Annotated in this window: 31 protein-coding genes; 14 read left to right on the top strand and 17 right to left on the bottom strand. The window is 72.4% G+C overall.

Annotation, left to right across the window (positions count from 1 at the left end; all coding sequences use genetic code 11):
* Nucleotides 1-25: 25 nt before the first annotated feature.
* Complete coding sequence (locus ACSJD1_RS03220) at nucleotides 26-679, top strand: VanZ family protein (protein ID WP_438853869.1); 654 nt, start codon at nucleotides 26-28, stop codon at nucleotides 677-679.
* 10 nt (nucleotides 680-689) lie between these two features.
* Here the strand turns inward: ACSJD1_RS03220 and ACSJD1_RS03215 are convergent, their stop codons facing one another.
* Complete coding sequence (locus ACSJD1_RS03215) at nucleotides 690-1,637, bottom strand: GlxA family transcriptional regulator (protein WP_438853868.1); 948 nt, start codon at nucleotides 1,635-1,637, stop codon at nucleotides 690-692.
* Nucleotides 1,638-1,765: 128 nt separating this feature from the next.
* On the opposite strand from ACSJD1_RS03215, the gene ACSJD1_RS03210 reads away from it, so the two are divergent.
* Complete coding sequence (locus tag ACSJD1_RS03210) at nucleotides 1,766-2,131, top strand: hypothetical protein (protein WP_438853867.1); 366 nt, start codon at nucleotides 1,766-1,768, stop codon at nucleotides 2,129-2,131.
* Here ACSJD1_RS03210 and ACSJD1_RS03205 read toward each other — a convergent pair.
* Nucleotides 2,079-2,729 carry a hypothetical protein gene (locus tag ACSJD1_RS03205; RefSeq protein WP_438853866.1) on the bottom strand — a complete coding sequence of 217 codons (651 nt, stop codon included), beginning with the start codon at nucleotides 2,727-2,729 and terminating at the stop codon, nucleotides 2,079-2,081. The genes ACSJD1_RS03210 and ACSJD1_RS03205 overlap by 53 nt on opposite strands.
* Before the next feature lie 95 nt (nucleotides 2,730-2,824).
* On the opposite strand from ACSJD1_RS03205, the gene ACSJD1_RS03200 reads away from it, so the two are divergent.
* Entirely contained in the window at nucleotides 2,825-3,862 is a 1,038-nt protein-coding gene (locus ACSJD1_RS03200) for an SDR family oxidoreductase (protein ID WP_438853865.1), read from the top strand.
* Between the two features lie 100 nt (nucleotides 3,863-3,962).
* Here ACSJD1_RS03200 and ACSJD1_RS03195 read toward each other — a convergent pair whose 3' ends face one another.
* A complete protein-coding gene (locus ACSJD1_RS03195) occupies nucleotides 3,963-4,706 on the bottom strand; it encodes a glucose 1-dehydrogenase (protein WP_438853864.1) in 744 nt (247 codons plus the stop codon).
* Between the two features lie 344 nt (nucleotides 4,707-5,050).
* Between ACSJD1_RS03195 and ACSJD1_RS03190 the strand changes: the two genes are divergently transcribed.
* Nucleotides 5,051-5,401, top strand: coding sequence for a hypothetical protein (locus ACSJD1_RS03190; RefSeq protein ID WP_438853863.1), 351 nt, complete (start codon nucleotides 5,051-5,053; stop codon nucleotides 5,399-5,401).
* A 66-nt stretch (nucleotides 5,402-5,467) separates the two neighbouring features.
* Here ACSJD1_RS03190 and ACSJD1_RS03185 read toward each other — a convergent pair whose 3' ends face one another.
* From ACSJD1_RS03185 to ACSJD1_RS03140, 10 genes are all read right to left on the bottom strand, one after another.
* A complete protein-coding gene (locus tag ACSJD1_RS03185) occupies nucleotides 5,468-6,262 on the bottom strand; it encodes a transglutaminase-like domain-containing protein (protein ID WP_438853862.1) in 795 nt (264 codons plus the stop codon).
* On the bottom strand, nucleotides 6,259-7,125 hold the full coding sequence (locus ACSJD1_RS03180; protein WP_438853861.1) for an NAD-dependent epimerase/dehydratase family protein: 867 nt from the start codon (nucleotides 7,123-7,125) through the stop codon (nucleotides 6,259-6,261). Before ACSJD1_RS03180 ends, ACSJD1_RS03185 begins: the two co-directional genes overlap by 4 nt.
* Nucleotides 7,126-7,183: 58 nt before the next feature.
* Nucleotides 7,184-8,560, bottom strand: a complete 1,377-nt coding sequence (locus ACSJD1_RS03175) for an RNA polymerase sigma factor (RefSeq protein WP_438853860.1) — start codon at nucleotides 8,558-8,560, stop codon at nucleotides 7,184-7,186.
* A complete protein-coding gene (locus ACSJD1_RS03170; RefSeq protein ID WP_438853859.1) occupies nucleotides 8,542-8,916 on the bottom strand; it encodes a YciI family protein in 375 nt (124 codons plus the stop codon). Before ACSJD1_RS03170 ends, ACSJD1_RS03175 begins: the two co-directional genes overlap by 19 nt.
* 114 nt (nucleotides 8,917-9,030) lie before the next feature.
* Nucleotides 9,031-10,308, bottom strand: a complete 1,278-nt coding sequence (locus ACSJD1_RS03165; protein ID WP_438853858.1) for a serine hydrolase domain-containing protein — start codon at nucleotides 10,306-10,308, stop codon at nucleotides 9,031-9,033.
* Between the two features lie 162 nt (nucleotides 10,309-10,470).
* Entirely contained in the window at nucleotides 10,471-11,646 is a 1,176-nt protein-coding gene (locus ACSJD1_RS03160; RefSeq protein WP_438853857.1) for an NAD(P)/FAD-dependent oxidoreductase, read from the bottom strand.
* 44 nt (nucleotides 11,647-11,690) lie between these two features.
* On the bottom strand, nucleotides 11,691-12,746 hold the full coding sequence (locus tag ACSJD1_RS03155; protein ID WP_438853856.1) for a Gfo/Idh/MocA family protein: 1,056 nt from the start codon (nucleotides 12,744-12,746) through the stop codon (nucleotides 11,691-11,693).
* Nucleotides 12,746-13,516: an amino acid ABC transporter ATP-binding protein gene (locus ACSJD1_RS03150; protein ID WP_438853855.1), complete on the bottom strand. Its 771-nt coding sequence runs from the start codon at nucleotides 13,514-13,516 to the stop codon at nucleotides 12,746-12,748. The genes ACSJD1_RS03155 and ACSJD1_RS03150 overlap by 1 nt, the downstream gene beginning before the upstream one ends.
* Nucleotides 13,513-14,301 (bottom strand): amino acid ABC transporter permease, encoded by a 789-nt coding sequence (locus ACSJD1_RS03145; protein WP_438853854.1) that lies wholly within the window; start codon nucleotides 14,299-14,301, stop codon nucleotides 13,513-13,515. The genes ACSJD1_RS03150 and ACSJD1_RS03145 overlap by 4 nt, the downstream gene beginning before the upstream one ends.
* Nucleotides 14,302-14,383: 82 nt before the next feature.
* The gene (locus tag ACSJD1_RS03140) at nucleotides 14,384-15,235 is read right to left on the bottom strand and encodes an ABC transporter substrate-binding protein (RefSeq protein WP_438854115.1); all 852 of its coding nucleotides are present in this window, start codon (nucleotides 15,233-15,235) and stop codon (nucleotides 14,384-14,386) included.
* 241 nt (nucleotides 15,236-15,476) lie between these two features.
* Here ACSJD1_RS03140 and ACSJD1_RS03135 point away from each other — a divergent pair, with 241 nt between their 5' ends.
* On the top strand, nucleotides 15,477-16,583 hold the full coding sequence (locus ACSJD1_RS03135; protein WP_438853853.1) for a LacI family DNA-binding transcriptional regulator: 1,107 nt from the start codon (nucleotides 15,477-15,479) through the stop codon (nucleotides 16,581-16,583).
* Entirely contained in the window at nucleotides 16,580-17,074 is a 495-nt protein-coding gene (locus tag ACSJD1_RS03130) for a hypothetical protein (protein WP_438853852.1), read from the top strand. The genes ACSJD1_RS03135 and ACSJD1_RS03130 overlap by 4 nt, the downstream gene beginning before the upstream one ends.
* Before the next feature lie 46 nt (nucleotides 17,075-17,120).
* Here the strand turns inward: ACSJD1_RS03130 and ACSJD1_RS03125 are convergent, their stop codons facing one another.
* Nucleotides 17,121-17,651, bottom strand: a complete 531-nt coding sequence (locus ACSJD1_RS03125; RefSeq protein WP_438853851.1) for a hypothetical protein — start codon at nucleotides 17,649-17,651, stop codon at nucleotides 17,121-17,123.
* A gap of 97 nt (nucleotides 17,652-17,748) precedes the next feature.
* On the opposite strand from ACSJD1_RS03125, the gene ACSJD1_RS03120 reads away from it, so the two are divergent.
* Entirely contained in the window at nucleotides 17,749-18,567 is an 819-nt protein-coding gene (locus tag ACSJD1_RS03120) for a class I SAM-dependent methyltransferase (RefSeq protein ID WP_438853850.1), read from the top strand.
* A 51-nt stretch (nucleotides 18,568-18,618) separates the two neighbouring features.
* On the opposite strand, the gene ACSJD1_RS03115 is transcribed toward ACSJD1_RS03120, so the two are convergent.
* A complete protein-coding gene (locus ACSJD1_RS03115; RefSeq protein WP_438853849.1) occupies nucleotides 18,619-19,107 on the bottom strand; it encodes a nucleoside deaminase in 489 nt (162 codons plus the stop codon).
* Between the two features lie 102 nt (nucleotides 19,108-19,209).
* On the opposite strand from ACSJD1_RS03115, the gene ACSJD1_RS03110 reads away from it, so the two are divergent.
* Both ACSJD1_RS03110 and ACSJD1_RS03105 read left to right on the top strand, forming a co-directional pair.
* Nucleotides 19,210-19,761 carry a hypothetical protein gene (locus ACSJD1_RS03110; RefSeq protein ID WP_438853848.1) on the top strand — a complete coding sequence of 184 codons (552 nt, stop codon included), beginning with the start codon at nucleotides 19,210-19,212 and terminating at the stop codon, nucleotides 19,759-19,761.
* Between the two features lie 62 nt (nucleotides 19,762-19,823).
* Nucleotides 19,824-20,570 (top strand): hypothetical protein, encoded by a 747-nt coding sequence (locus ACSJD1_RS03105; protein ID WP_438853847.1) that lies wholly within the window; start codon nucleotides 19,824-19,826, stop codon nucleotides 20,568-20,570.
* A gap of 102 nt (nucleotides 20,571-20,672) precedes the next feature.
* Here the strand turns inward: ACSJD1_RS03105 and ACSJD1_RS03100 are convergent, their stop codons facing one another.
* A complete protein-coding gene (locus tag ACSJD1_RS03100; RefSeq protein ID WP_438853846.1) occupies nucleotides 20,673-21,638 on the bottom strand; it encodes a 5'-3' exonuclease in 966 nt (321 codons plus the stop codon).
* A 202-nt stretch (nucleotides 21,639-21,840) separates the two neighbouring features.
* Between ACSJD1_RS03100 and msrB the strand changes: the two genes are divergently transcribed.
* The 5 genes from msrB (at nucleotide 21,841) to ACSJD1_RS03075 (ending at nucleotide 25,795) form a co-directional block, all read left to right on the top strand.
* Complete coding sequence (gene msrB, locus ACSJD1_RS03095) at nucleotides 21,841-22,332, top strand: peptide-methionine (R)-S-oxide reductase MsrB (protein WP_438853845.1); 492 nt, start codon at nucleotides 21,841-21,843, stop codon at nucleotides 22,330-22,332.
* The gene (gene msrA / locus ACSJD1_RS03090) at nucleotides 22,329-22,889 is read left to right on the top strand and encodes a peptide-methionine (S)-S-oxide reductase MsrA (protein ID WP_438853844.1); all 561 of its coding nucleotides are present in this window, start codon (nucleotides 22,329-22,331) and stop codon (nucleotides 22,887-22,889) included. The genes msrB and msrA overlap by 4 nt, the downstream gene beginning before the upstream one ends.
* Before the next feature lie 90 nt (nucleotides 22,890-22,979).
* The gene (locus tag ACSJD1_RS03085; protein ID WP_438853843.1) at nucleotides 22,980-24,047 is read left to right on the top strand and encodes an FUSC family protein; all 1,068 of its coding nucleotides are present in this window, start codon (nucleotides 22,980-22,982) and stop codon (nucleotides 24,045-24,047) included.
* A gap of 20 nt (nucleotides 24,048-24,067) precedes the next feature.
* A complete protein-coding gene (locus ACSJD1_RS03080; RefSeq protein WP_438853842.1) occupies nucleotides 24,068-25,000 on the top strand; it encodes a PLP-dependent cysteine synthase family protein in 933 nt (310 codons plus the stop codon).
* Nucleotides 25,001-25,036: 36 nt separating this feature from the next.
* Entirely contained in the window at nucleotides 25,037-25,795 is a 759-nt protein-coding gene (locus ACSJD1_RS03075; protein WP_438853841.1) for a hypothetical protein, read from the top strand.
* A 22-nt stretch (nucleotides 25,796-25,817) separates the two neighbouring features.
* On the opposite strand, the gene ACSJD1_RS03070 is transcribed toward ACSJD1_RS03075, so the two are convergent.
* Nucleotides 25,818-26,036 (bottom strand): hypothetical protein, encoded by a 219-nt coding sequence (locus ACSJD1_RS03070; protein WP_438853840.1) that lies wholly within the window; start codon nucleotides 26,034-26,036, stop codon nucleotides 25,818-25,820.
* Between the last annotated feature and the right edge of the window lie 68 nt (nucleotides 26,037-26,104).

The following is a 26,104-nucleotide window of genomic DNA, read 5'->3' as shown; positions in this document are numbered from 1 at the left end:
AAGGTCGGCTCGTGAGGATCGGGAGATGCGTCCCTCCCGTACCGCCGCCGTACTGCTCTTCGCGTACGCCGTCGTCATGCTCTGGGTGACGCTGGGACCCGCCCCCGGCGCGGTCTCCGGCAACCAGGCTCGCGGCGGCGTGCTCGACCCGAGCATCTGGTTCGAGTCCGACACCTGGACCATCGGCTCGCCGACCGAGTTCGAGCTGAACGTGCTGCTCTTCGTGCCGTTCGGCGCGCTGCTCGCGTTCGCCGTCCGCGGCGCTCCCGCGGTCGTGCCGGCCGCGATGGGCGCCGGGTTCGCGCTGCTCATCGAGGTCGCCCAGATCCCGATGGCCGACCGGATCTCCGACCCGCGCGACCTCGTCGCGAACTCCCTCGGCGCCGTGATCGGCATCATCGTGGCGCGCATCTCCGACGCGATCGCGAGCATCCCGGCCAGGATCAAGGCCCGTCGTCGCGCGGCCCTCGCGCGCGAGGCGACGCGCACGTCGCCGCTGCGGCCGACGTCGACCGGCGCGATCCGGACGTCGACCGGCGCCATCCGGACCTCCACCGGCGCGATCCGGACCCCCGCCGACGCGATCCGGACGGCGAGCGGGGGCATCCGCCTCACCGCCGACGACCGCACGGGCACCCGTTCGCCGGACCGTGCCGCGGCGGAGCGCAGCGCGCGCTGAGATCGGCCGCTCAGGCGGCGAACGTGTGGCGGTACTCGCTCGGCGAGGTGCCGAGGATGCGGTGGAAGTGGAGCCGCAGGTTCGCGCCGGTGCCGAGCCCGACGCGGTCGGCGACCTGCTCCACGCCGAGGTCGGTGCGCTCGAGCAGCTCGCGCGCCAGGTCGATGCGGGCCCTGAGGATCCACTGCATGGGCGTGTAGCCCGTGTCCTCGACGAACCGGCGCGAGAAGGTGCGGGGCGACACGTTCGCGTTCCGCGCCAGGTCGGCGAGCGTGAGCGGATCCTGAACGTGCTCCATCGCCCACTGGCGGGTCGCCGCGAAGACCTCGCCCAGCGGCTCGGGCAGCGCGCGGGGCACGTACTGCGCCTGTCCGCCGCTGCGGTAGGGCGCCGCGACGAGCCGCCGTGCGGCGTGGTTCGAGACCGCGACGCCGTGGTCGCGCCGCACGAGGTGCAGGCAGAGGTCGATGCCGGATGCCGCGCCCGCCGACGTCAGCACCTGCCCCTCGTCGACGAACAGCACGTTCTCGTCGACCCTGACGAGCGGATGCCGCGCCTGCAGTGCACGCGTGTAGTGCCAGTGGGTCGTCGCCCGGCGCCCGTCGAGCAGCCCGGTCGCGGCGAGCGCGAACGCTCCCGTCGAGATCGCGGCGAGCCGTGCCCCGCGCGCGTGCGCCGCACGCAGGGCGTCGACGACCTCGGCGGGCGGATCCTCGCGGTCGGGATGCCGGTACCCGGGGATGAAGATCGTCTCGGCCCACTCGAACGCCTCGAGACCGTCGGCCACGTGGTACGAGAGGCCGTCGCCGCCGGCGACGGGCCCCGGCTGCGCGCCGCACACGCGAACCTCGTACGGCATGCTCGCGCGGGTCGTGAACGTCTGCGCCGGGATCCCGACGTCGAGCGGCTTGGCCCCCTCGAGCACGAGCACGGCGACCCGGTGGTTCCTGTGCGGCATCCGCTCGCCCCTCTCCATCGGCCGGCGTACGGCGCTCGCCGCAGCCATGGCAAGGATGCCACTGATCGCAAGGATCTCGCACGACTCCGCCATCGCGGCCTCGACCGACCCGCGCGTAGCGTGGGCGCATGTCCACGCCGGCCGACCCAGAGGCATCCGTCGCCGACTTCGGCTCGCTCTTCGAGCGCGGCCTGGTGCAGTGGGGTCTCCGCGGCGATCCGCACCTCTGGGACGCGATGCGCGACGCTCTCGCCGGCGAGCCGTTCCCGGCCGGCTTCTGGGATGTGCGCAGCGCCGTCCAGCGGGAGTTCGCCCGGCTGACCGGTCAGCCGCTGACCGACACCGACGAGCCGCTGCGGGTGGCCGCCTTCGTCACGGGCAGCGGCATGAGCGACGGCCACGTGCTGCCGTCGTTCTGGGTGCGGACCGCCATCCCGATCCTCATCGACCGCTGGGCGGCGGCGAGGGCCGGCGGGGCCACCACGACGGCATGAGCGTCGCGAGGCGCGCAGCGGATGCCGCGGCATCCGTCTCGTCGCCCATCGCCCAGGTCTCGAGCGCGCCGACGAGTCCGCCGGCGATGAACGCCGCGGCCTCGGCGACCGCCACCTCGTCGCGGGGGGCGCCGGGCACTCCCTGCGCACGCCACACCTCCAGGGCCAGGCGCGCCCGGTGCCGCATCCGCGCGTCGAGTGCGGAGCGGAACACGCCCCGACTCGTCGAGCCGAACAGCGCGCGATAGCCCGCGCGGTCATCGGCGACGTGCTCGAGCACGGCGACGAGCGAGGCGAGGTAGCGTTCCGCGACGTGCTCGGGGGTCTCCGCCTCGGGCTCGACCGCGACGGCGGTGAGACGGTCGAGGTCGAGCGTGAACACGTCGAGCGCGAAGTCGTGCACGCTCGACGCGTGCGCGTAGAAGGTCGTGCGATGCACGGCCGCCTCACGGCAGAGCGCCGCGACGGAGATCGCATCCAGCGGTTCGCGTTCGAGCAGTCGGAGGAGCGCGGCGGTGAGCGCGGCCCGCGTGCGGCGGTGCCGGGGGTCGTCGGCGGGCGACGCGACCGGCGAGGTCGTGGCATCCGCTTCGCTCATGCCGTCACCCTAGCGAGGGCGGTGCCCGCGAGCGCCCGGCGCACGAGGGCCCGGCGCACGACCCGCGGGAGTAGGGTCCGATGCGGGAGGCGATCGTGGACGACGAACTGGTACTGGTGACCGGCGGCTCGGGCTTCGTCGGGATCAGCTGCATCGTCCGGCTGCTCGGCGACGGCGTGCGCGTGCGGACCACGGTGCGCGACCTCGCGCGCGCCGACGAGGTGCGCGGGCTGGCCCGGCGGGCGGGCGCCGACGCGAGCGGGATCGAGGTCGTCGCCGCCGACCTGCTGCACGACGAGGGATGGAGCGACGCCGTCGCGGGCGCCACGCACGTGCTGCATGTGGCATCGCCCTTCCCCACGCGGCAGCCGAAGGACGAGGACGAGGACGAGCTCATCGTGCCCGCGCGCGACGGCGCGCTGCGGGTGCTCCGCGCCGCGCGCGACGCCGGCGTGCGGCGCGTCGTGCAGACGTCGTCGTTCGCGGCGATCGGCTACGGTCGCCCGAATCCGGGCCGACGGTACACCGAGGAGGACTGGACGGATCCCGACGGCCCCGGCGTGACGCCGTACGCCAAGTCGAAGACGCTCGCCGAACGCGCGGCGTGGGACTTCATCGCGCGCGCGGGCGGCGGTCTCGAGCTGGCGACGGTGAATCCGGTCGGCATCTTCGGGCCGGCGCTCGGCACCGACCTGTCGTCGTCGCTCGAGCTGCTCCGGCAGCTGCTGAACGGCGCCTTCCCCGTCGTGCCGAACGGGTCGGTCGGCGGGGTCGACGTGCGCGACGTGGCCGACCTGCACGTGCGGGCCATGCGACATCCGGATGCCGCAGGCGAGCGGTTCCTCGCCGTGTCGGGCGACGCGATCACCTACATCGAGCTCGCGCGACTGCTTCGCGCCGGGCTCGGCGAGCGCGCCCGGCATGTGCCGACGCGGGTGATCCCGGACTGGGTCGTGCGGGCCGGCGCGCCGTTCAACCGCGACCTCCGGCTCATGTCGCAGGAGCTCGGCCGCCGCGGGGACGCATCGCACGAGAAGGCGACCCGGCTCCTCGGCTGGACCCCGCGCGATCGCGACGAGTCGGTGCTCGCCTCGGCGCGGAGCCTCGTCGAGCTCGGGCTGGTCCGCGACTGATCGCGCGAGGCGATCGCCGCGCGACCGCCGACGACGGTGGGCGGATGCCGCGGCGCGGGGCCGTGGCATCCGCCCACCGGTTCGCATCTCGAGTGCCGACTCAGCTCTCGTAGTGCGCGAGGCCAGCGGTCTCGCCGCCGTCGGCGACGAACTCGGCGCCGGTCGAGAAGCTCGACTCGTCGCTCGCGAGGAACAGGATGAGGTTCGACAGCTCGATCGGCTCGCCGACGCGGTGGAGCGCGACGTGGTTCTGCGGGGTGTCGAGCGACTCGGTCATCGGGGTGCGGATGACGCCGGGGTGCACCGAGTTCACGCGGATGTTGTAGCGGCCGAGGTCGAGGGCCGCGTTCTTGGTGAGGCCGCGCACGCCGAACTTCGCGGCGTTGTAGCCGGGCAGCGCCTCGTAGCCCTGGAGGCCCGCGGTCGAGGAGATGTTGATGATGGAGCCGGCGCCCGACTCCTTCAGCGCGGGGATCGCGGCCTTGATGCCGTAGAAGACGCCCGTGAGGTTGATCTTCAGGATCGTGTCCCACGCCTCGAGCGTGTAGTCCTCGATCGGGCCGAAGTTGGCGATGCCGGCGTTGTTCACGACGACGTCGAGGCGGCCGAACGCCTCGGTGGCGACCTGCACGGCCGCCTCCCACTGCGCGTAGTCGGTGACGTCGAGGTGGACGTACCGGGCGTTCGCCTCGCCGAGCTCGGCGGCGAGCGCGGCGCCCTCGTCGTCGAGCAGGTCGCCGATCACGACCTTGGCGCCCTCCTGGACGAGGAGGCGGGCGTGCGAGGCACCCATGCCCCGTGCTCCACCGCTGATGAGTGCGACCTTGCCACTGACGCGTGCCATTGCTGACGCTCCTTGTCTCGCCGCGGGCGTCGGCCCTGCGGCGTTCGTTGCCGTTCGGGCCCGGGGTCGGATGGCTCCGGGTTCCTCTAATCTACACCTGTCGATTACGACTGCCTGTGCGTCTCCTGAACCGGAGACGCTGCTCGGATCGTGACGTCGCCGAGACCGTCGTGACCCGATCGAAATCGACGTGATCGGATCGTGACCGCGGAGCACCCGAAACCGGCGTCATACGTTCATGCCACGCGCGAGGATGTCTGCAACATCACCGCGAGCTGGGACGACGACGTGCCGGATCTCCCGGCACGCGGCATCGTCACGCGAACGCCCCGGGGGAAGCGATCATGTCGGCAGCCGAGTCGCACGAGCCGCGCGAGGAGCGCGTGCGCGTCGGCGACGCCCCGGCCTCCCCTGGGCGCGGACTCGGGTCGATCGCGCTCCTCCTCGGACTCGCCACGGTGATCCTCGCGTTCGCCACGCCGTATCGCGAGTCGCTCGGCTCCGCCGTGCTCGCCGCTCTGGCGGTCTTCACGTCGACGCTCGGCCTCGTCGCGCGCAGCCGCGCCCGCCGTACGGGCGACCGGACCTCCACCGCGGCGGTCGCCGCGTTCTGGCTCGGCATCGGCGCGCTCGCGATCGTCGGGATCTCGGTGCTGCCGGCGCTGCTCATGCCGACTGCGGCCGGCCTGCGCTGACCCGCCCTGACGCCGCCGCCGACCGGGACCGCCTTCGGCGGAAGCCGCGCGGCACGGTGCTGCTCCTCAGCCCAGCCGCACGAGCCGGCGCACGTCGTCGTCGGGCAGCGTGTCGGCCACCGCCGTGACCTCGACCGAGTCGAGCCGGACGACGCCGCCGTACGCCGAGAGGAAGGCGGTGTCGGCCGCATCGCGCCCGGTCGAGATGCGCAGCATCGTCTCGCGCGGCGCCAGCGTCGTCGCGTCGACGACGTGCCACGCGCCGTCGATCCACGCCTCGGCCACCGCATGGAAGTCCATCGGGTCGAGGCCCGGCGCGTACACGGCGACGAGTCGCGCCGGCACGTCGAGCGCGCGCAGCAGCGCCACCACGAGGTGGGCGTAGTCGCGGCACACGCCCTGGCGCGCGAGGAGCGTCTGCACCGCGCCATCCGTCGGGCTGCTCGAACCGGGCACGTACGAGAGGCGCGTTCCGACCCACGACGAGACGGCCGCCAGCCGGTCGGCGCCCTCGATGCCCGCGAACTCGGCGGCCGCCGTCGCCGCGAGCCGGTCCGATTCGGCGTAGCGGCTCGGCCTGAGGTATGCGAGCAGGTCGACCGGGTCGACGGATGCCTCGGGCGCGCGCCCGGAGACCTCGGCCGAGTACGAGCACTCGAGCGATCCGCGGGGCGCGTCGACGACGTGCAGGCGGTTACCCGCGGCATCCGTCAGTTCGGTCGCCTCGATGGGGCGGCCGTCGGCGCGGAACTCGAGGCGCTCCGCCGCGTCGGGACCGCGACCGACGGCCACCTGGAACGCCAGCCGGGCAGCCTCGTCGACCTGCAGGCGGATCTCGCAGCCGACCGAGCGCGCCGTCATGAACGGCCCTCGCGCCAGCCGTGCTCGGGTTCGAAGCCGAGTTCGTCGCGCGCCCGCTCGATCGAGAAGAGCGACTCGGTGCCCGTGAAGTCGCGCTTCAGCGAGACGCCCGGGAAGAACTCCTCGACGAGGTCGCGCGTCGGCCGGCTCATCACCGTGTCGGCGTTCGCGATCACGTAGGCGCGGGCGCCGTCGACGTCGGCCTCGAGGGCCCGGCGCACCGACTGCGCGGCATCCCGCACGTCGATGTAGCCGAACGCGTTGAACAGGCGCGAACGCGGATCGTCCTCGAAGGACGCGAACTCGTCGTAGCGGTCGGGATCGATCACGTTCGAGAAGCGAAGCGCGACGAACGGGATGCCCGTCCAGTCGGAGACGTGCTCGGCCATCGTCTCGCCGAGCACCTTCGACAGCGAGTACGTCGTGTTCGGCTTCGGGTAGTGGTCCTCGTCGAGCGGCAGGTAATCGGGCAGCCCGTCCGGGCCGAAGTCCAGCCCGAGGGTCGTCTCGCTCGACGCCCAGACGACCTTCTCGAGGCCGACCTTCGCGGCCGCGAGGAAGACGTTGGAATTGACGGCGTTGTTCACGTTCAGGGTGCGGGCCGGCGTGAAGATCGTCGGCGCGGGGATGGCCGCGAGGTGAGCGACCGCGTCGACGTCCTGCAGCACCTCGACCGTGTCGCCGAAGTCGGTGAGGTCGGCCTGCGTGTACACGAGGTCGGGGCGCGACCACCTGGCCGGCAGCTTCGGCGATGGGGGCGTGACGTCGGTCGCGAGCACCTCGTATCCGTGGTCGAGCAGGTCGAGCACGACCGCCCTCCCCGCGAGTCCCGACGCGCCGGTGACGCAGATCCGCTTGGGCATGGATGCTCCTCCTCGTGGTCGTCGTCCTGCACCATCCTGCCGCGGGTCGCTCCGGCCGTCACCGGGGTTGCGCCTCCTCGCCGAAATCGTCGCTCGCGTCATCCCGCTGGTCGTCCGTCGCCGCGTCGCTCGGATCGTCGACCCGCACGGCGCGCGCGACGAGGTACGCGCGCACGGCCCCGTCGGCCGCGAGCTCCGCGGCCCGGCGGAACGCGTCGGCGGCCTCGCGCCGACGCCCGAGACCGGCGAGCAGGTCTGCCCGGGCGGCCCACCACGGCTGGAAGCCGGATGCGTCGGCGGGCAGCGCCGCGAGCCCGGCGGCGGGTCCGTCGAGGCGACCGACGACGACCGCGCGCGCCACCTCCGCACCGAGGCTCGGCGACGTGGCGAGCAGCGCGTCGTACAGCGTGCGCAGCGCCGCCCAGTCGGTCGTGCCGGTGCGCCGCCGTGCGCAGTGCACGGATTGGATGGCCGCCTCCAGCTCGAACCGCCCGGGCGTCGCGAGCCGTCCCCGCTCGCGGGCCGACCGCCGCAGGTACTCGTCGCCCTCGTCGATCGAGGCGGCGTCCCACGTCGCGGGATCCTGCTCGTCGAGCGGCACGAACCCCGCGGCATTCGGCGGGCGACGCGCGAGCGTGAGCGTCGTGAGCGCGGCGAGCGCCCACGCCTCGGGTTCGTGCTCGAGGAGCCCCGCGAGCACCACCGCGAGGTAGTGCGCCTCGCCCGCGAGGTCGGCCGCGCCGCCGCGCCAGTCGAGCGCCGCGCACCCGTAGATCGCCTCGAGCACGGGCGGGAGCCGCTCGGGCATCGAGTGGCGATCCGGCACGGCGAACGGGATGCGCGCGTCGCGGATGCGGCGCTTCGCGCGCACGAGCCGCTGCGCCATCGTCGCGGGCGGCACGGCGAACGCGCGGGCGACGTCGGCCGCCTCGAAGCCCAGCACCGCCTGGAGCATCAGCGGCGTGCGCACCGACGCGTCGATCGCCGGATGCGCGCACGTGAAGAGCAGCTCGAGCCGGCGGTCGGGGATGCGGTCGGGGTCGACGTCGGCGAGCGGGTCGTGGGCGAGGGCGGATGCCTCGGGGCGAGCCGTTCCCGACGACGGGCCGGCTGCGGGCCCTCCGAGCTCGTCGTCCGGGGGCATCGGGCTCGTGCGGCGACGCGCGGCGGACTTCCACTCGTCGCGCTCGCGGTTCCTGGCCACGGTGAGCAACCATCCGTCGGGGTTGTCGGGCACTCCGGACTCGGGCCAGGCGCGCAGCGCGCGCTCGAAGGCGTCGGCGAGCGAGTCCTCGGCGAGCGCGAGGTCGCCGGTGGATGCCGCGAGCAGCGCGACGAGCCGGCCGTACGACTCGCGTGCCGCTCGCGCCGCCGCGGTGCGTGCCGCGGCGGTGCGGGCCTCCCGGTCTCCGGCGTTCAGGCGTTCGGCGTCCACGCGCCCGCGACGGTGTACACGGCGCCCGGCCGCACTTCGATCGCGCCCCACGCGAGCGGCGGCGCCTGCCGCGCCCAGTCGATCGCGGCGTCGAGGTCGGCCACGTCGAGCACGAGGGTGCCGCCGAGTTGGTCCTTCGTGTCGGCGAACGGGCCGTCCTGCACCTGCAGCGCGCCGTCCTCCAGGCGCAGCGTCGTCGTGTTCGTCGACGGCTGCAGCACCTCGGCGGACACGAGCACGCCCGCGGCCTCGAGGGTCTCGGTGTAGCTCGCGAAGGCGCGCTGCGCCTCCTCGATCATCGCGGGGTCGAGTTCGTCGGCCACCTCGGGGTAGTGCATCAGCAGGGTGTAGCGCATGGCGGTCTCCCTCCGGCCATCAGCGGTCACTGTACCGGGCCGTTCCGGCCCGTCGACATGATGACGATCGAACGCGCCGCCGATCGACACGCGGTCACGACGTCGTCACGAAGCTCAGCCGAGCGGCTGCGCCGCGGGACTCTCCGGCACCAGGTCGGCGGTGAGCCGGCGCACCAGGTCCTCGCCCCAGTTGACCAGCGCGCCGTCCCAGTCCTCGAAGGTGTCCTCGGTGTAGGTGACCGCGACGGCGATCGTCATCGACCGGCCGTCATCGGCACGCTCGGCGGGCAGCGTCGCGACGGCCGACGCGTAGCCGCCGAAGAGCGGCGTCTGCATGACCCAGTCGAGGCTCAGGAACGTGCCGAGCCCGTAGGAGAACTCCGGGATGAGCGTCATGCAGGCGCGACATCCGTCGAGGGGTTCGCCGAACCCGACGAGCTCGGGCGCGATGAGCGCGTCGTACGACTCGGCGTCGAGCAGCTCGCCCCGGCCGACGATCGCGTCGAAGCTCGCGGCGACGTCGCCGATCGAACTCGTCTGGACGGCGCCCTCGGGCAGGGTCCACGACGGGTTCCAGTACGTCGAGTCCTCCCAGACGCCGCGCTCGGCGGTGAAGGCGTGCACGACCGGAGCGGGGATCGACGGCTCCTCCGACGCGACCGTCTGCTCGAGGCCGAGCGGCTCGAGCACCTCGCGCGCGATCAGTTCCTCGAGCGGTTCGCCCGACGCGGCCTCGAGCACCTCGCCGAGCACGACGTAATCGGCGTGCGAGTAGTCCCAGTTCCCGCCGGCGGGGAACAGCCGCGGCTCGGAAAGGCTTACGTCGATGAGGTCCTCGTTCGTCCACGACCGGAACGGGTCGACGGCGAGCGCCTCCTCGAACGCGGGGTCGCCGACGTAGTCGTGGTAGCCCGCGGTCATGTTCGCGAGCATGCGCGGCGTGACCGTGTCGGCGTCGCGCAGGTCGGGGAGCCACTGGTCGATCGGCTCGTCGAGGTCGAGCACGCCCTCCTCGGCGAGCCGCAGCATCGCGACGCTCACGTAGGTGATCGCGACGGCGCCGTTTCGGAACCGCCCGTCGATCGCGACCGGTTCGCCGCCGACCGCCTCGCCGAGCGCGACCTGCGCGACCACGTCGCCGTCGACGCGGATCTCGCCGAGGAGCGAGCCGAGCGCATGCGCGTCGACCTGTGCCGCGGCGGCTTCGTCGAGCAGCGCCTGCACCTCGGGGTCGATCGTCGGGGGTGTGCGACCGCCGGCCGCGCCGCCGGCCTCCTCGGCCGGCGTCGGACTCGGCTGCGCGGACGGCTCGCCGCCGATCGTGCACCCCACGAGCAGGGCGACGACTGATGCCGCGGCGATCGCGGCCACGAATCGGACGGGTCTGCCCATGGCCCGGTCTCCGTTCCCCCTCGGTGACGCAGGGCCGACCCTGCCCGTCCATCCTCACCGTCGGCGCGCGGGGCGCGCCATCCCTCTAATGGGCGACAGGACCGTGGCGGACGCACGGATGCGGGCCCGCTCCCGGAGGGGCGGGCCCGCGCGATCGGACGGCTACGCCGGCGCCACCGGCGCCCATGCACCGGTCGATACGGCGTCGGAGACGACCTCCGCCCCGAAGCGGTCGAGCCGGAAGGACGCCAGCACAGGCGACGGAGACCCCGTCAGGATCTCCTCGGCGAGCAGCTCGCCGAGCACGAGCCCGAGCGTCGCACCGGAATGGGTGAACAGCGTCGAGAGGCCTGCGATCGACGGCACCGCGCCGACGACCGGCTCGCCGTCACCCGGGATCGGCTTCAGGCCGGCGCCGACGCGCTGTGCGGTGAGGCGCGGGTTGCCGGCGAGCACGCGCGAGGCTGCGTCGAGAAGGCCCTGCACGGTCTCGTCGGGGACGGCGATCGCCCCGCCATCACCGACGACGATGGACTTCTCCGCCCAGTCGGCGTCGAGCACGAGCCGTCCGTCCGGCGTCGGCCGGACGGCGACGCGCGGCGTGTTGAGCACCGTGCGCACCTCGACGTCGACCGGGTCGGTGAAGAGCACGAAGGCCGCCGGCGTGGCGTCCGGAACGGCCACTCCGAGTGCGGCGAGGTGTGCGGGCACGTCCCCGCCGGTGGCGAGGACGACATGGTCGGCCGCGATCCGCGTGCCGTCGCCGAGGACGACCCCGGTCGCGACGCCGTCCTGCACGTCCACCCGCGCATCGCCGGCCTGCTCGACGACCCGGGCGCCGTCCGCCACGGCCTCCCCGACCAGGGCCGCGACCAGGTCGGGCAGGTTCACCCATCCCTCACCCGCGTTGAAGATCGCACCCTCGGTCGCGACGGCCTCGGGGTCGACGTCGGGTGCGAGCGTGGCGACGTCCGCTCGTTCGACCCAGACCGAGTCGTAGCCCGCCGCACGTTCGAACGCGAATGTCTCGCGGAAGCTCTCGCCGTCGCCGGCCCACTTCATGGCGCCGTCGAAGCGCAGGTAGGCGCGGCTCTCTGGGTGACGCTCGGCCCAGGTGCGGTAGCGGTCGAGCGCGATCAGCCGCAGGTAGTGGTAATCGGGCGAGCGGTCGCCCGACGAGTTCAGCCAGGCGATCGATCGGCCCGACGCGCCATCGGCGATCGTTCCGGAGGTGACGAGGGTCACCTCGGCGCCGCCGCGGGCGAGGTGCGCCCCGGTCGACGCGCCGAGGATGCCCGCGCCGATGACGACGACGTGCTTCGTTCCGGTTCCAGACATGGTTCTGTCGTTCCTTCTCGTGGTTCTCGAATGCTGCTGGTGGTTCAGGCGTCGACGGATGCCGCGGCATGCGCCCGCTCGATGAGCTCGAGCACTGCGACCGCGTCGGCCGGGTCGACGGGGAGTGGGCCGCCGTCGCGGATCGCGACGGCGAGGAGTCGGTAGAAGGCGCCGTAGTCGCCGCGTTCCATGGGCACCGGATCGCCGCCTCCGTCCGTCCCGATGAGACCCCACCTGGTCTCGGGCGTCTCGCCGAAGCCGGGGTCGCCGGGCAGCGCGCCGGCGACGAGCGCGGGTTCCTGTCCGTCGAGGCCCCAGCTCGTGTAGCCGGCACGGGAGCCGAGCACGTGGAAGCGCGGGCCGAATCGGGGCGCCGCGGCGCTCATCCAGAGGTGCGAGCGCGCGCCGGATTCGTGCCGGAGCGCGAGGAACACGTCGTCGTCGGCCATGGCGCCGGGACGCCTGATGTCGATCTCGGCCGCCTCGAGCCCGGCGACCGGGCCGAGGAGCTGCACCGCCTGGTCGATGAGGTGCGTGCCGAGGTCGTACAGGATCCCGCCGCCATCGGCGACCGTCGCCTCGGTCTTCCACGACGTCGGCGGCTGGGGCTTCCACCATTCGAACCGCGACTCGAACCGGCGGACCTCGCCGAGCTCGCCGTCGGCGACCAGTCGGCGGACGGTCCGGAAGTCTCCGTCCCAGCGCCGGTTCTGGAAGACCGTGAGCCGGCGGCCGAGCCGTGCTGCCGCCGCGATGAGCTCGCGCCCCCCGTCGGCGGTCACCGCGAACGGCTTGTCCACGACGACGTCGAGGCCCGCGTCGAGCGCCGCCGCGGCGAGCGCGGCGTGCGTGCCGCTCGGCGAGCCGATGACGACGAGGTCGAGCCGATCGGCCAGCGCCCAGAGCGCGTCGACGGTCGCGACGGTCGACGCCGACGGATGCCGCGTCTCGGCCGCGGCACGTCGGGCCGGGTCCCGCGTGACGATCACGTCGAGCGAGTACGCCGGGTCGGCGTCGAGGAACGGCGCGTGGAAGACCCGGCCGGACACCCCGAACCCGATGACGGCGGTGCGGATCGGCGCGGCCGCGGCATCCGTCATCACAGCACCTCCGAGAGGAAGCGCTGGAGGCGCGGACTCCTGGGCCGGTCGAAGAGGTCGCCGGGGGCACCGTGCTCGACGACGCGACCCTCGTCCATGAAGACGACCTGGTCGGCGACCTTGCGGGCGAATCCCATCTCGTGCGTGACGACGAGCATCGTCATGCCGCGCTGCGCCAGCTGCGCCATGAGGTTGAGAACGCCCTTGACGAGCTCGGGGTCGAGAGCGCTGGTGGCCTCGTCGAAGAGCATGACCTCGGGTTCCATGGCGAGGGCGCGGGCGATCGCGACGCGCTGCTGCTGCCCGCCGGAGAGGTCGCGCGGTCGGTGGTCCGCCCGCTCGGCGAGGCCGACCTCGGTGAGTCGTTCCATCGCGGTCCGAGTCGCGGCCGACTTCGAAATGCGCTTGACGTTGCGCAGCGCGAGCGCGACGTTCTCGAGTGCGGTGTGGTCGGGGAAGAGGTTGAAGTGCTGGAAGACCAGCCCGATGCGCCGGCGCACGGCGTCGGGTTTCTGGTCGAGGATGCTCCGCCCGGCGAGCAGGACGTCGCCGCGGCTGGGCTCGTGCAGCCGGTTCACGCCGCGCAGCAGCGTCGACTTGCCCGAGCCGGACGGGCCGATGATGCAGGTCGTCGTGCCGGGCGCGACCTCGAGGCTGACCTCGCGGAGCACCTCGATGTCGCCGTAGGCCATGCTGAGGGCCCGGAGTTCGAGGCTCGATCCGGCGTAGACGTGGCCGTCGGCGATCGGGAGCGGAGACGTGTACGTCATGAGTTCTCTCCGTAGGTCAGTGCCGGGCTGGGGGTCTGCTCCTCGACCTCGTCGAGGCCGCTCTTCGGCGGCGCCGCCTTGCGGCGGCCGGTACGGAACCGGTCGTCGAAGTAGTTGACGAGGTGGGTGAGCGGGACCGTGATGACGAGGTAGAAGAGCCCGGCCATCACCAGCGGCGACAGGTTGCCCGTGAGGACCGCGGCATCCTGGCCGACCCGGAACAGCTCGCGTTCGGAGACGAGCAGGCCGAGGAAGTAGACGAGGCTCGAGTCCTTCACGATCGCGATGAACTGGTTCACGAGGGCGGGCAGCACGCGGCGGACGCCCTGGGGCACGACGACCAGTCGCATCGCGCTGCCGTAGCTCATGCCGAGCGCGCGGCAGGCCTCGAGCTGGCCGCGGTCGACGCTCTGGATGCCGGCCCGGAAGATCTCGCCGATGTACGCGCTCGCGATGAGGCTCAGGGCGAGGATGCCGAGCGGGTACGGCGACGGGCCGAACACCTGCTGGCTGAGCCGGGCGAAGCCCTGGCCGATGAGCAGGATGGTCAGGATCGCGGGCAGTCCGCGGAAGATGTCGGTGTAGACGCGGGCGGGGATGCGCAGCCAGCGCGACCGCGAGATGCCCATGATCGCGACGACCATGCCGAGCACGATGCCGATCGCGGTCGCGGCGAGCGAGATCACGAGGGTGTTCACCAGGCCCGTGCCGAGCATCTGGGGGAACACCTGCCACATGGCCTCGAAGTCGAGGAACGTCGCGACGAGGGTGTCGAGCCAGTCCATTGAGGTCCTCCGTTGGGGTGGGGGATGGGTCCGGTGCGGGCCGCGGATGCTGTGGTGCGGCCCGCACCGGGCTGGGAGCGGGTTACTCGCCCTGCTCGTCCGACGGCAGGTACTGGTCGGGCATCGGCGAGCCCGGGAACCACTTCTCGTAGAGCTCCTTCCAGGTGCCGTCCTCCATGGCCGCGTGCAGGGCCTCGTTGAGTGCCTCCTGGAATGCGGTGTTGCCCTTCGCGATCGCGAAGCCCGCGGGTGCGTCGAACGACGGGATGTCGATCGCGTTGACGAGCCCGTACTGCTCGGCGTACTCCTTGGCCGCCTCGTAGTCGAGGAAGTGGGCGTCGATCGATCCGCTGTTCACTGCCGAGATGGCGGCGTTGTTGTCAGGGAAGCGGACGAGTTCGGTGTCGGTGAAGTTCTTCACCGCGTAGGCCTCCTGGAGGGTTCCCTGCACGACGCCGAGGCGCTTGCCGGCGAGTCCGGCCTCGTCCTCGATGCCGGCGTCCGGGCTCGCCATCACGGTGAGGTAGCCCGCCAGGTAGCCGTCGGAGAAGTCGACGGTCTCCTTGCGCTCATCGGTGATGCCGATGGCGGCGACACCCGCGTCGAACTGGCCGTTCGCGACGGCGGGGAGGATCGCCGAGAAGTCCTGGCCGGTGAACACGACGTCGTCGATGCCGATGCGGCCCGCGACATCCGTGAAGAACTCGACGTCGAAGCCGGTGAACTCGCCGTTCTCGTCGGTGAACGTGTACGGCTTGGCGTCGCCGAGGCTCGCCACGCGGATCTGGCCGGGGGTGATCAGGCCGTAGGGGTTGTCGGCCGCGTCGTCGGACGAGGAGGTGCCCGCCGCGCCGCTGGCGCAGGCGGAGAGGACGAGGGCGGTGGCCGCCGCGGCGACGGCGACGGCCGTGCGCCGGAGGGTGGTGCGCTGGATCACGATGCTGCTTCCTGTTCCTGTCGGGGGAATGTGCGGTTCGTTTCGAGATGGTGCTGGTGGTGGTGCGGTTGCTCGCCCGGGATGGTGCTCCCGGTGGACGCCGATCCGGAGAGGGTTCCCTCCGACTCTTGCTGAGACCGGTCTCAGTCCCGTAGATTGAGACCGGTCTCAACGCGTTTCCGGAACACTAACCGGCCGCCGAGAGATCCGTCAACAACTTTTTCTGAGGAGATCTCGTATGCCGGCAGACCACGTGAACGGCCGCCGTGAGGTGACCGTGAGCGACGTCGCTGCAGCGGCCAAGGTGTCGAAGGCGACCGCCGCCCGGGTGCTCGGCGGCTACGGTGCGGCGAGCGAGGCCGTGCGGGACCGCGTACAGGCGGCCGCCGAGGAACTCGGCTATCGACCGAACGCCCTCGCGAAGACCATGACCACCGGGCGCTCGAACTCCATAGGCATCATCGTCGGCGACATCGAGAACCCGTTCTTCGCGCAGGCGACGCGCGGGGCGGCGGATGTCGCGAAGGCCGCCGGCTACGACCTGATCCTGTTGAACTCCGACGAGCACTCCGAGGCCGAGGAGAACGCGATCTCGGTCCTCCTGGCCAAGCGCGTCGACGGGATCCTCGTCGCACCCGCCTCGACCACCGACCCCGGGAGCCTCCGTGCCGCGGTCGACAGCGCACGACCGATGGTGCTCTTCGACCGCGTCGCCGACGGGCTCGACCTCGACACGGTCGTGGCCGACAACCTCTCCGGTGCGCGCCGGCTCACCGAGCTGCTGCTCGCAGCCGGGCACCGGGAGATCGCGTTCGTCTCGACGATCGTCCACGACGGCGACTACCGGATGGGCGACCGCCTCGGATCGAGTTCTGTCGGCGACCGCGTCACCGGGTTCGTGGCGGCGCTCGCCGCCGCCGGCATCACGGAACCCGCCCGCTTCGTGCGCCTCAACGCCCGCCGCGACGGCGTCGACGCGATCGTCCGGAGCCTCGTCGACGAGGGCATCACCGCGATCGTCGCGTCCGACAGCCTCATCGCGCAGGCGGCATTCCGCACGCTCCGCGATCTCGGCGTGCCCGTCCCGTCGGGCGTCTCGCTCGTCGCGTTCGACGATGCCGACTGGACGAGCCTGTCCGCCCCCGCGATCACGGTCATGGCGCAGCCGATCCACGAGATCGGCGCCGAGGCGGCCCGACTGCTGATCCGGCGGATCGCCGGTGACGGATCCCCCCGCGAGAGGGTGGTGCTCCCCCAGCGGCTGATCGAACGCGAATCGATCGCGCCACCGCATTCCGACCGCCCGACCGACCCGGTATCCGGCGCCCGTACGATCGACGCATGACCGAACCCGCGCACGATCCCGACGACCGCGAGCGCCGCGACGGCCCGGGCCACGGCTCGGACGACCGCCCGATCGAGGGCCCGATCGACGGCCCCGCCGGGCAGCCCCCGACACCGTGGTTCGGCGATCAGTACGACGTCGGCGGCATCGGCATGGGCCGACTCTTCGCGTGGAGCGCGGTCCTGCTCGGCGCGGGCGCGCTCGGCATCGCCCTGTTCGCCCCGCTCGAGGGGGAGGCGCTGCGCACCGTGTGGATCGCCGGGTTCGGGGCGGCCGCGATGTGGGTGGCCTGGATGGCGCCGTCACGGTACCGCCGTGCCGGCGTGCGCGTCTCGTGGGCGGTGCCGCTCGCGACCGTGCTCGGTGCGCTCGCGATCGGCGTCGCGATCTACGCGTTCATCGTGATCGTCGCGGCGAGCGGCGGAGTGCAGCTGCCCGCGCCGTCGTACTGGTTCGGCACGACGGAGCAGGCCCCGGGCGTACCCACCTGAGCCGACGCATCCGCCGTGGTTGGGGCGACCACGCCGGCCGGACCCGTCAGGGCGTCGCGAGCGGCGCGTTGTAGTCGTCGATGACGTCCGGTCCGCGGGCCACGACGCCGAAGAGCTCCCACTGCGGCTCGGCGAGCGTGCCGCCGACGATGCAGTTGCTCGCACTCGAGTCGACGAGGTCGGGCGTGCGATTGCCGTCGTCGACCTCGATGTAGACGAACCAGAGTCCGTCGTCGCGGAGCAGCACGGTCGCGTCGGCGAACGGCGCGTACTCGAGCAACGCGAAGTCGCCCGGGTAGTACGCGTAGGTCCGCGCGCGGCACAGGGCGTAGGCGTCGAGGTTCGAGAGCGGATGGTCGGCGTCGGCCGCGATCGGCTCGTCGGATGCCGGCGGCATCGCGCTCTCGGTCGGCGACGGAGACGAGGTGGTCGCCGCCGGGGGTTCGGTCGTGGCGGGCGCGACGGGCGCGCCGGGTGCACAGGCCGCGAACGTCGCGACCACCGCGACGACGCCCGTGGCCGCGAGCATCGGCCTGGCGACTCCTCGGCGCCGGCGTGCGCGGGGGTTCGGGTCCATCCGGCGAGCGTAGCCCGGGGGCCGCACCCGGCGGCACAGGGCTCGCCCGGACCCTGCGACCATTGCCGCGAGCGCCCGACGGGCGTAGAAACGAGTCATGGCAGGTGCCGACGTCTGGCAGGACGGCGAGCCGTACGAACGGTACGTCGGCCGATGGAGTCGGCTCGTCGCCGCGAAGTTCGTCGACGTGCTCGATGCGGAACCCGGCATCCGCTGGCTCGATGTCGGCTGCGGCACGGGGGCGCTCACGAGCGCCGTCATCGAACGGTGGGCGCCGGCCTCGATCATCGGGGTCGACCCCTCGGAGGGGTTCCTCACGTTGGCCCGAGCGAGGCCGGAGATCGCGGAGCATCCCGAGGCGCGTTTCGCCGTCGGAGACGCCCAGCACCTTCCGGTGCCCGACGGCTCGGTCGATGCGGTCGTCTCCGGGCTCGTGCTGAACTTCGTGCCGGATGCCGAGGCCGCCGTCGCCGAGTTCGCGCGCGTCGCCGCACCGGGCGCGCTGGTCGCCGCCTACGTCTGGGACTACGCCGAGGGCATGCAGATGCTCCGCACGTTCTGGGACGTCGCCGCCGACGTCGATGCAGGGTCCGTGGAGTTCGACGAGGCCCGGCGATTCCCGCTCTGCCGACCGGAGCCCCTTCGACAGCTCTGGTCGGGTGCGCCCGGCATGGACCTCGAATCCGTCCGCGTGAAGTCGATCGAGATCCCGATGGTCTTCGCCGACTTCGACGACCTGTGGCAGCCCTTCCTCGGCGGGCAGGGCCCCGCGCCGACCTACCTGCAGTCGACGACGGATGCCACGCGCACCGCGGTGCACGACGGGATGCGCGAAGCCACCGCCTGGGGGTGCCGCCCGGACGGCTCGATCATGCTGCGGGCGCGGGCGTGGGTGGTCGTCGGCCGGCTCGGCTGAGCGGATGGCGCGGCTGAGCGCGTCGACGGGGGCGAGCGCGTCGCGGGACGGTCAGACCCAGAAGCCGTCGTGGACGGCGGCGGCCTCGGGCAGGTCGGCCGGGCCGTCGACGGTCACGGGGCGCCCGCCCCGCGCGAACACCTCGCGTGAGGGCAGGCTCAGCGTGGGCACGCCCTCCTGCTCGGCGACGATCTCGCGCAGCCCGGCCTCGGACAGCGCGAACACGACACGCGGGATGCCGCTCCAGTAGATGGCACCCGAGCACATCGCGCAGGGCTCGGTGCTCGTGTAGAGCGTGGCGTTCGCGAGCTCGTCCGCGTCGAGGACCTCGGCCGCTGCGCGCACCACGTTCGTCTCGGCATGCCCGGTCGGATCGCGCCGCGTCACCACGGTGTTCATGCCCTCGACGACGCGCCCGTCGTCAGCCACGACGATGGACCCGAACGGATGATCGCCGTGCTCGCGCGCCGCCCGCGCGAGCTCGACGCACCGCCGCAGCCGCGCCAGGTCGCCGTCGCTGATGCCGTCCGCGCCGCTCATCCCGGTCCTCCTCCGTCGACGGATGCCGCCGCCTCCCATTCTGCGCACCCGCCTGTGGATGAGGTGCGACCCGCTCCGCGGGATCCCCCTACCTTGGACCGCATGCCACGAGCCCTCCCCCGTCTTGTCGCGCTCGCCCTCACCGGCGCGGTGCTGGGCCTCGCCGCGTGCGCCGCGCCGACGCCGTCGGCGACTCCGAGCCAACCGGCGACGGATGCCGCGGAGGTTCCGCTCTTCGCGAGCGACGAGGAGGCGCTCGCGGCGGCGGTCGAGGCGTACGAGGCCTACCTGGCCGTCAGCGACAGCATCACCTCAGACCTCGGCGTTGATTCGACCCGAATTCGCGAAGTCGCCACACCTGAATTCGCGGACTTCAGCGAGGATGACTTCGCAGCTTTTCGAGACGCTGGACTGCGAACCGAGGGTAGTTCCACGGTCGACTCACCCAAGCTGGCAACGTCTTCATCGAACCGCGTCACTTTCTATGCCTGCCAAGACGTTTCCGCGGTAAGGCTCTTCAACGGTTCCGACGAGGATGTGACGCCCGCAGATCGAGAGACACGCGTTGCGCTCGTAATCAATGCGGTTGCGAGCCACGGCGACGCCCTCTTAATTGACGGGAATGAAGTGTGGTCTGGCGACAACTTCTGTTGAGCACAGCGCTCGCGACTTCTGCTTTCCCGATGGCCTCCGGGACTTCGCCATGCACAGTTTCGATGCAGTTGGCGCAACTCTGCCAAGTAAGCGGCTACTCGACATTGGACGCCGTCGAGCTTCGCGGGGACTACTCGTCGGTCGCCGAATCCAGCAAGACCACCGACACCTCCACCGCCGACGGCTACAGCCCCGACCCCGACCTCATCAGTAGCGCCGAACCCGCCCGCCCCGCCGAACCTCCGCGCGACGTCTGCAACCCCGAGAACCCCACGGTGTGCGCCTTCGAGGGCGCCGAGCCCGAACCGCCCGCGCCAGGCGAGCCGACCGTGACGCTCCGCGACATCGCCTCGTTCCGGCCGACCGTGCCGTCGGGCGGCATGCAGCCCGCGGGCTGGGCCGTCGTCGGCCTTCCGGCGAACTTCATCGGCGAGGCATCCGTCGAGACGCGCTCGGGCACGCTGCTGGGCCGCCCTGCCGAGGTGCGCTTCCACCCCGTCGCCTACCGGTGGGCGCACTCCGACGGGGCGCTCGTGCAGGCTGCGGATCCCGGCGCCACGTGGGGCGAGCTCGGTCTCGCCGAGTTCACCGCCACCCCGACGAGCCATGCCTACGCCGCGTCCGGTCGCTACACGGTCGAGCCGATCGTCGTCTACGTCGCCGAGTACCGCTTCGACGGGTCGGCCTGGCGCTGGATCGACGGGACGCTGAGCCTCCCCGCACCGCCGCTGAGCGTGCTGGTGGGCGAGTTCGACACCGTGCTCGTCACCGGCGACTGCAGGGCCGTCCCCGACGGCCCCGGCTGCTGAGACGCGCGGGCCGTCCCCGACGGCCCCGGCTGCTGAGACGCGCGCCCCACCGCCCGACCCCGCTCGACCGTCGGCCCGCGACGCCTCGAGTCAGGGCCTCCGCTACGCCGCCGGCGTGCGGTCGAGCGATGCGAGCAGTCGCGGGACCGACCCGCCGAGGTTCCACTCCTCTGCGAGGTCCTCGAGGGTCTCACGACGCGCGCCCGTGACCGGCGCGAGCCGCGCGCCGAGCTCCTCCGCCGACGGCAGGTCGAGGTCGCGCACCACGTTCACGACCGTCGGCGCGACGGCGAGGTAGTCGTGCGCGCCGGTGAGCTTCGCCCGCATCGAGGCCGACATGGTCGCGGGAGCGGCGGCCGCGGCATCCGGATCCCCCGAGGCCACCGCGAGCATCGCGTCGAGCGAGCCGAAGTCGCCGAGCAGGCCGGCCGCGGTCTTCTCGCCCACCCCGGCGACGCCGGGCAGCCCGTCGGACGAGTCGCCGCGCAGCGTCGCGAAGTCGGCGTACTGCGACGCCTCGATGCCGTACTTCGCGACGACCCACTCGTTCGTCACCAGCTCGAGGCGGTTCATTCCCCGCGCGGTGTAGATCACGCGCACCTCGCGGTCGTCGTCGACGAGCTGGAAGAGGTCGCGGTCGCCCGAGACGACGTCGACCGGCATGGTCGCCTGCGTCGCGAGCGTGCCGATGACGTCGTCGGCCTCGTGCGCGGTCACGCCGACGATCGGGATGCCGGCGAGGCCCAGCGTCTCTCGGATCATCGGGAGCTGCGCCTCGAGCGGGTCGGGCACCTCCTCGATGTCGGGGCCGGCCGGCACGACCAGTTCGACGCGGTGCGCCTTGTAGCTCGGGATGAGCTCGACGCGCCAGTGCGGGCGCCAGTCGTCATCCCAACAGGCGACGAGGTGGGTCGGCTCGAACTCGGCCACCAGCCGCGCGATCATGTCGAGCAGTCCGCGCACCGCGTTGACGGAGGTGCCGTCGGCGCGCTTCAGCGAGTCGGGCACGCCGTAGAACGCCCGGAAGTACAGCGACGCGGTGTCGAGGAGCATGAGTCGATCGGCCATGCGCCGATCCTCCCACCACCGGGCGACGGGCGGTGATCCCGGTCGCACCGCTCGCTCACAGCAAACACACAGCGCGCGGGCGCATCCTGCGGAACATCGGCCGCCCCTCAGCGGTTCTTCCTCATGGACGCAGGCGTAACCGGCCTAGCCGGTGTCACTCGTCCGGGGCGGCCCAGCCGGAGCCGCCGGAGAAGGAGCAACCGTGTCACACGACTACCGCAGGACTCCCGAGGCGCTCGACCGCCTCACCCCGCTGCAGCGCAAGGTCACGCAGGACGATGCCACCGAGCCGGCGTTCCGCAACGAGTACTGGAACAACCACGAGCCGGGCCTCTACGTCGACGTCGTCTCGGGACAGCCGCTCTTCGCGAGCGTGCACAAGTACGACAGCCGCTCCGGCTGGCCGAGCTTCACCCGCCCGATCGACCGGGCGGCCGTCACCGAGCACGTCGACCGCTCGTTCTTCATGAAGCGCGTCGAGGTCCGCTCGGCGGGCGCCGACAGCCACCTCGGCCACGTCTTCGACGACGGGCCGACGGACGCCGGCGGCCTGCGCTACTGCATCAACTCCGCCGCACTGCGCTTCGTCCACCTCGACGACCTCGAGGCCGAGGGCTACGGCGAGTACCGCCACCTGTTCGAGACGACGGATGCCGCGGCATCCGCCACGACCACCACCGAGGAGACCGCATGACCACCCCAGGCGCCATCACCACCGTTCCCGGAGCCGAGACCGCCGTCCTCGCCGGCGGCTGCTTCTGGGGCATGGAGGACCTCGTCCGCAAGCTCCCGGGCGTGATCGACACGCGCGTCGGCTACAGCGGCGGCGACGTCGAGAACGCGACCTACCGCAACCACGGCTCCCACGCCGAGGCGCTCGAGGTCGTCTTCGACCCGTCGAAGCTCAGCTACCGCGACCTGCTCGAGTTCTTCTTCCAGGTCCACGACCCGACGACGAAGAACCGACAGGGCAACGACGTCGGCACGAGCTACCGATCGGCGATCTTCCCGACGAGCGACGCCCAGTACGACACCGCGATCGACACCATCGCCGACGTGGACGCCTCGGGCATCTGGCCCGGTCCGGTCGTGACCGAGGTCGCCCCGGCCGGCAAGTTCTGGGAGGCCGAGCCCGAGCACCAGGACTACCTGCAGCGCATCCCGTGGGGCTACACCTGCCACTTCGTGCGGCCCGGATGGCGCCTGCCGAAGCGCGACGCCGCCGGTGCCGAGGCGGCCGCCGCGAGCTGAGCGGGGGAGACGGGGCCCGCGACCGCACGGTCGCGGGCCCCGCGTCGGTGCACCGGGCGCGTCATCCCTTCGGCCGCTAGCGTGAGTCGCATGCGGTTGTCCGAACGGTTCCGCGCCACGAAGCGGGCGCCGATCCTGCAGTTGCTGAAATCCGCGGTGGCGACGGTCGCCGCGTGGCTCCTCGCCGGATGGCTGATCCCCGGTCCACTGCCCGTGTTCGCCGCGATCGCCGCGCTCCTCGTCGTGCAGCCGAGCGTCAACCAATCGCTGGGCAAGGCGCTCGAGCGCAGTGTCGGCGTGATCGCGGGCGTCGTGATCGCCTCGCTCCTCGGCCTCGTGTTCGGACCGACCAGCTGGGTGATCCTCGCCGCCATCCTCATCGCCCTGCTCGTGGCGTGGACGCTTCGGATGACGGCCGGCACCTCCAATCAGGTCGCGATCAGCGCGATGCTCGTGCTCGCCCTCGGCGGAACCTCGCCCGAGTACGCCTTCGACCGCGTGCTCGAGACGCTCATCGGAGCGGCGATCGGCATCGTCGTGAACGCACTCATCGTGCCGCCCGTGCTCGTCGGCCCCGCCCGCGAGCAGCTCGCGCGGCTCGGGAGCGAGCTCGCGGCATCCACCGACCGACTCGCCGGGGCGCTGCGCGCCCCGCAGCGCCCCGCCGACCTGACCGAGCTGTTGCTCGAAGTGCGGCTGATGCGGCCGATGCGGGATGCCGCGGCCACCGCGATCGCGGACGCCGAGGAATCGCTCGCCCTCAACCCGAGGCGATCCGCTCATCGCGGCGGCATCGTCGAGCAGCAACGCCTGCTGGCACGCCTCAGTCCCATCGTGACCCAAGTCGTCGGGATGACCCGGGCCTTCGTCGACCACTACGACGACGACCTCGCCGCCGAGCCGACCGTGCGCGCGATCGCCGAGCAGCTGCAGCGCGTCGCGCACGACATCCGGCTCGCGGTGCACCTGGCAGAGGTCGACCCCGAGCCGCTCACCTCCGCGATTCCGGCCCTCACGGCGCCGCTCCAGATCGCGCCGCCGAAGTCGGACCACTGGATCCTCATCGGCTCGCTCATGGAAGACCTCCGCCGCATCCGCGAGGAGCTCCTCGAGGACGATCTGCCTCCGGAACCCACGGCGCGGCGCTCAGGGGCGTAGCCTGCGCACGGGAGGCCGTCATGAACGCGCACGACAGCGGGGTGCTCGACGGGATCGGCGGAACGCCCATGGTGCGGCTCGAGTCGCTCGTGCCAGACGGGGCCGCAGAGGTCTGGGTGAAGATCGAGGGCGCGAATCCGACCGGGTCCTACAAAGACCGCATGGCGGCGTCGGTGCTGCAGGCCGCGGTCGCGCGCGGCGACGTCTCCCCCGGCGACATGGTCGTCGAGTACACGGGCGGCAGCACGGGAACGTCGCTCGCGTTCGTCGCGGCCGTGCTCGGGCTGCGCTTCACCGCGGTCTTCTCCGACGCGTTCTCGGTGAGCAAGCAGCAGGCGATCGAGGCGTTCGGCGGCGAGGTCCTCGTCGAGGAGAGCCACGGAGCCGGGATCACGCCCGAACTCGTGGGCCGGATGCGCGACCGAGCGTATGCGCTCGCCGAGCAGCCCGGGCACTATTACGCCGACCAGTTCGGCTCGCCCGACGTGGTCGCCGGGTACGCCTCGATGGGCGAGGAGATCGGCGCCACGCTGGGCGACGGCATCGACGCGTTCTGCACCGGGGTGGGCACGGGCGGCGCGCTCATGGGCACGCTGCGCGGCCTCCGCAGCTCGGGCCTCGAACCGCGGGTCGTCGCCCTCGAGCCCGCCGAGGCGCCGCTGTTGACGGAGGGCCTCTCGCACGGACACGCGGTCGAGGGCATCGCGGTGTTCCCCGATCCCCCATTCCTCGATCGCGGGCTGCTCGACGGCATCCGCACCGTCGGACAGGAACGCGCGTTCGAGACCTGCCGAAGGCTCGCCCGCACCGAGGGCATCTTCGCCGGCGGTTCGACGGGCCTGAACGTGAGCGCCGCGATCGACCTGGCCGTCGAGCTCGGCGCCGGTCACCGCGTCGTGACCCTCGCCTGCGACCACGGTCTCAAGTACCTCGGCGGTCGCATCTACGCCTGACGGCGCGCGCCCGCGCGATGTCGTGCCGAGGACCGGATGTCAAGCACTGTGCCCTCCGGCCGGTCGCGTCTACGCTCGCACGGTCGGAGCGCCGCGATCGCGGCCCGAGGAAGGAACACCATCGCAACGACGACCGAGACCCGCGCGCCGCGACCGATCCGCGACGCGTTCCATCGCACACCGCCCTGGCTCCTCGCGGCGATCGCCGCAGCCGTGGTCATCGCGATGGCGGTGGTGGTGACCCAGCCGTGGATGGTGCCGACCGACCTCGTGCGGGACGCCCAGGTCGTCGCGGCCGCACGCGGAGCCGCCAGCCCGGCGTACGGGCTGGTCTCGAACCTGGGCATCGTGGGGATGCTGCTCGCCGCGGGCGCCGCATGCGCGGCGCTCGCTCTCCGCCCGCGCCGCCAGGACGTCCGCCGCCTGCTCGCCTGGAGCCTGACGCTGACGCTCGTCGTCGCCTCGGACGACCTGCTGCTGCTGCACGAGACCGCCGCCTTCGGGCCGGGATCGGGCCTCGTGCTCGCCGCGGCCTACGCGGTCGCCTTCGTCGCCTTCGCCGCGCGCTTCCGGGAACTCATCGTGCAGCGGTTCGACCCGGCACTGCTCGCGGCCATGTTCGCCGGCCTCGGCACCTCGGCTGTCGTCGACGTCCTCGTCGACCCGGCCACCCGCGCCTCGGTGCTCGTCGAGGATGGCGCGAAGCTGCTCGGGCTGCTCGCATGGTCGGCATTCGTGGCTCGCGCCGCGTTCCTCACCCTGCGAGCCGACCGCCGCAGCGCCGGCGACCGTTAGGTCGGCACGCCGACCCACCAGCTCAGGCGAGCAGGTCGCGGACCGCCTCGCCCCACTCGAAGCCGCAGTCGCGGCAGTCGAAGATCGGCGCCTCGCCGGAGAGGCCGGCGGCCGAGGCGTCGGCCTCGACCTCGAGGTCGAGCGGGCCGTACACGATGACCCGCACCGCGGCGGAGCCGCAGCGCAGGCAGGGCTCGTCGAGCACGTCGGGCTCGAGCGTCGGAAGCGGCTGGTTCGTCATGGCCATCACGGTACGAGCGACCGCCGACATCCGTCGCAGGTGATGCGCGCGTCGCCCGCCCGGCGGAC

Source organism: Agromyces excoecariae (assembly GCF_051715505.1).
Lineage (GTDB): Bacteria > Actinomycetota > Actinomycetes > Actinomycetales > Microbacteriaceae > Agromyces.
The sequence above is the reverse complement of the archived record's forward strand: the minus strand, read 5'-3'. Positions and strand labels throughout refer to the sequence as shown.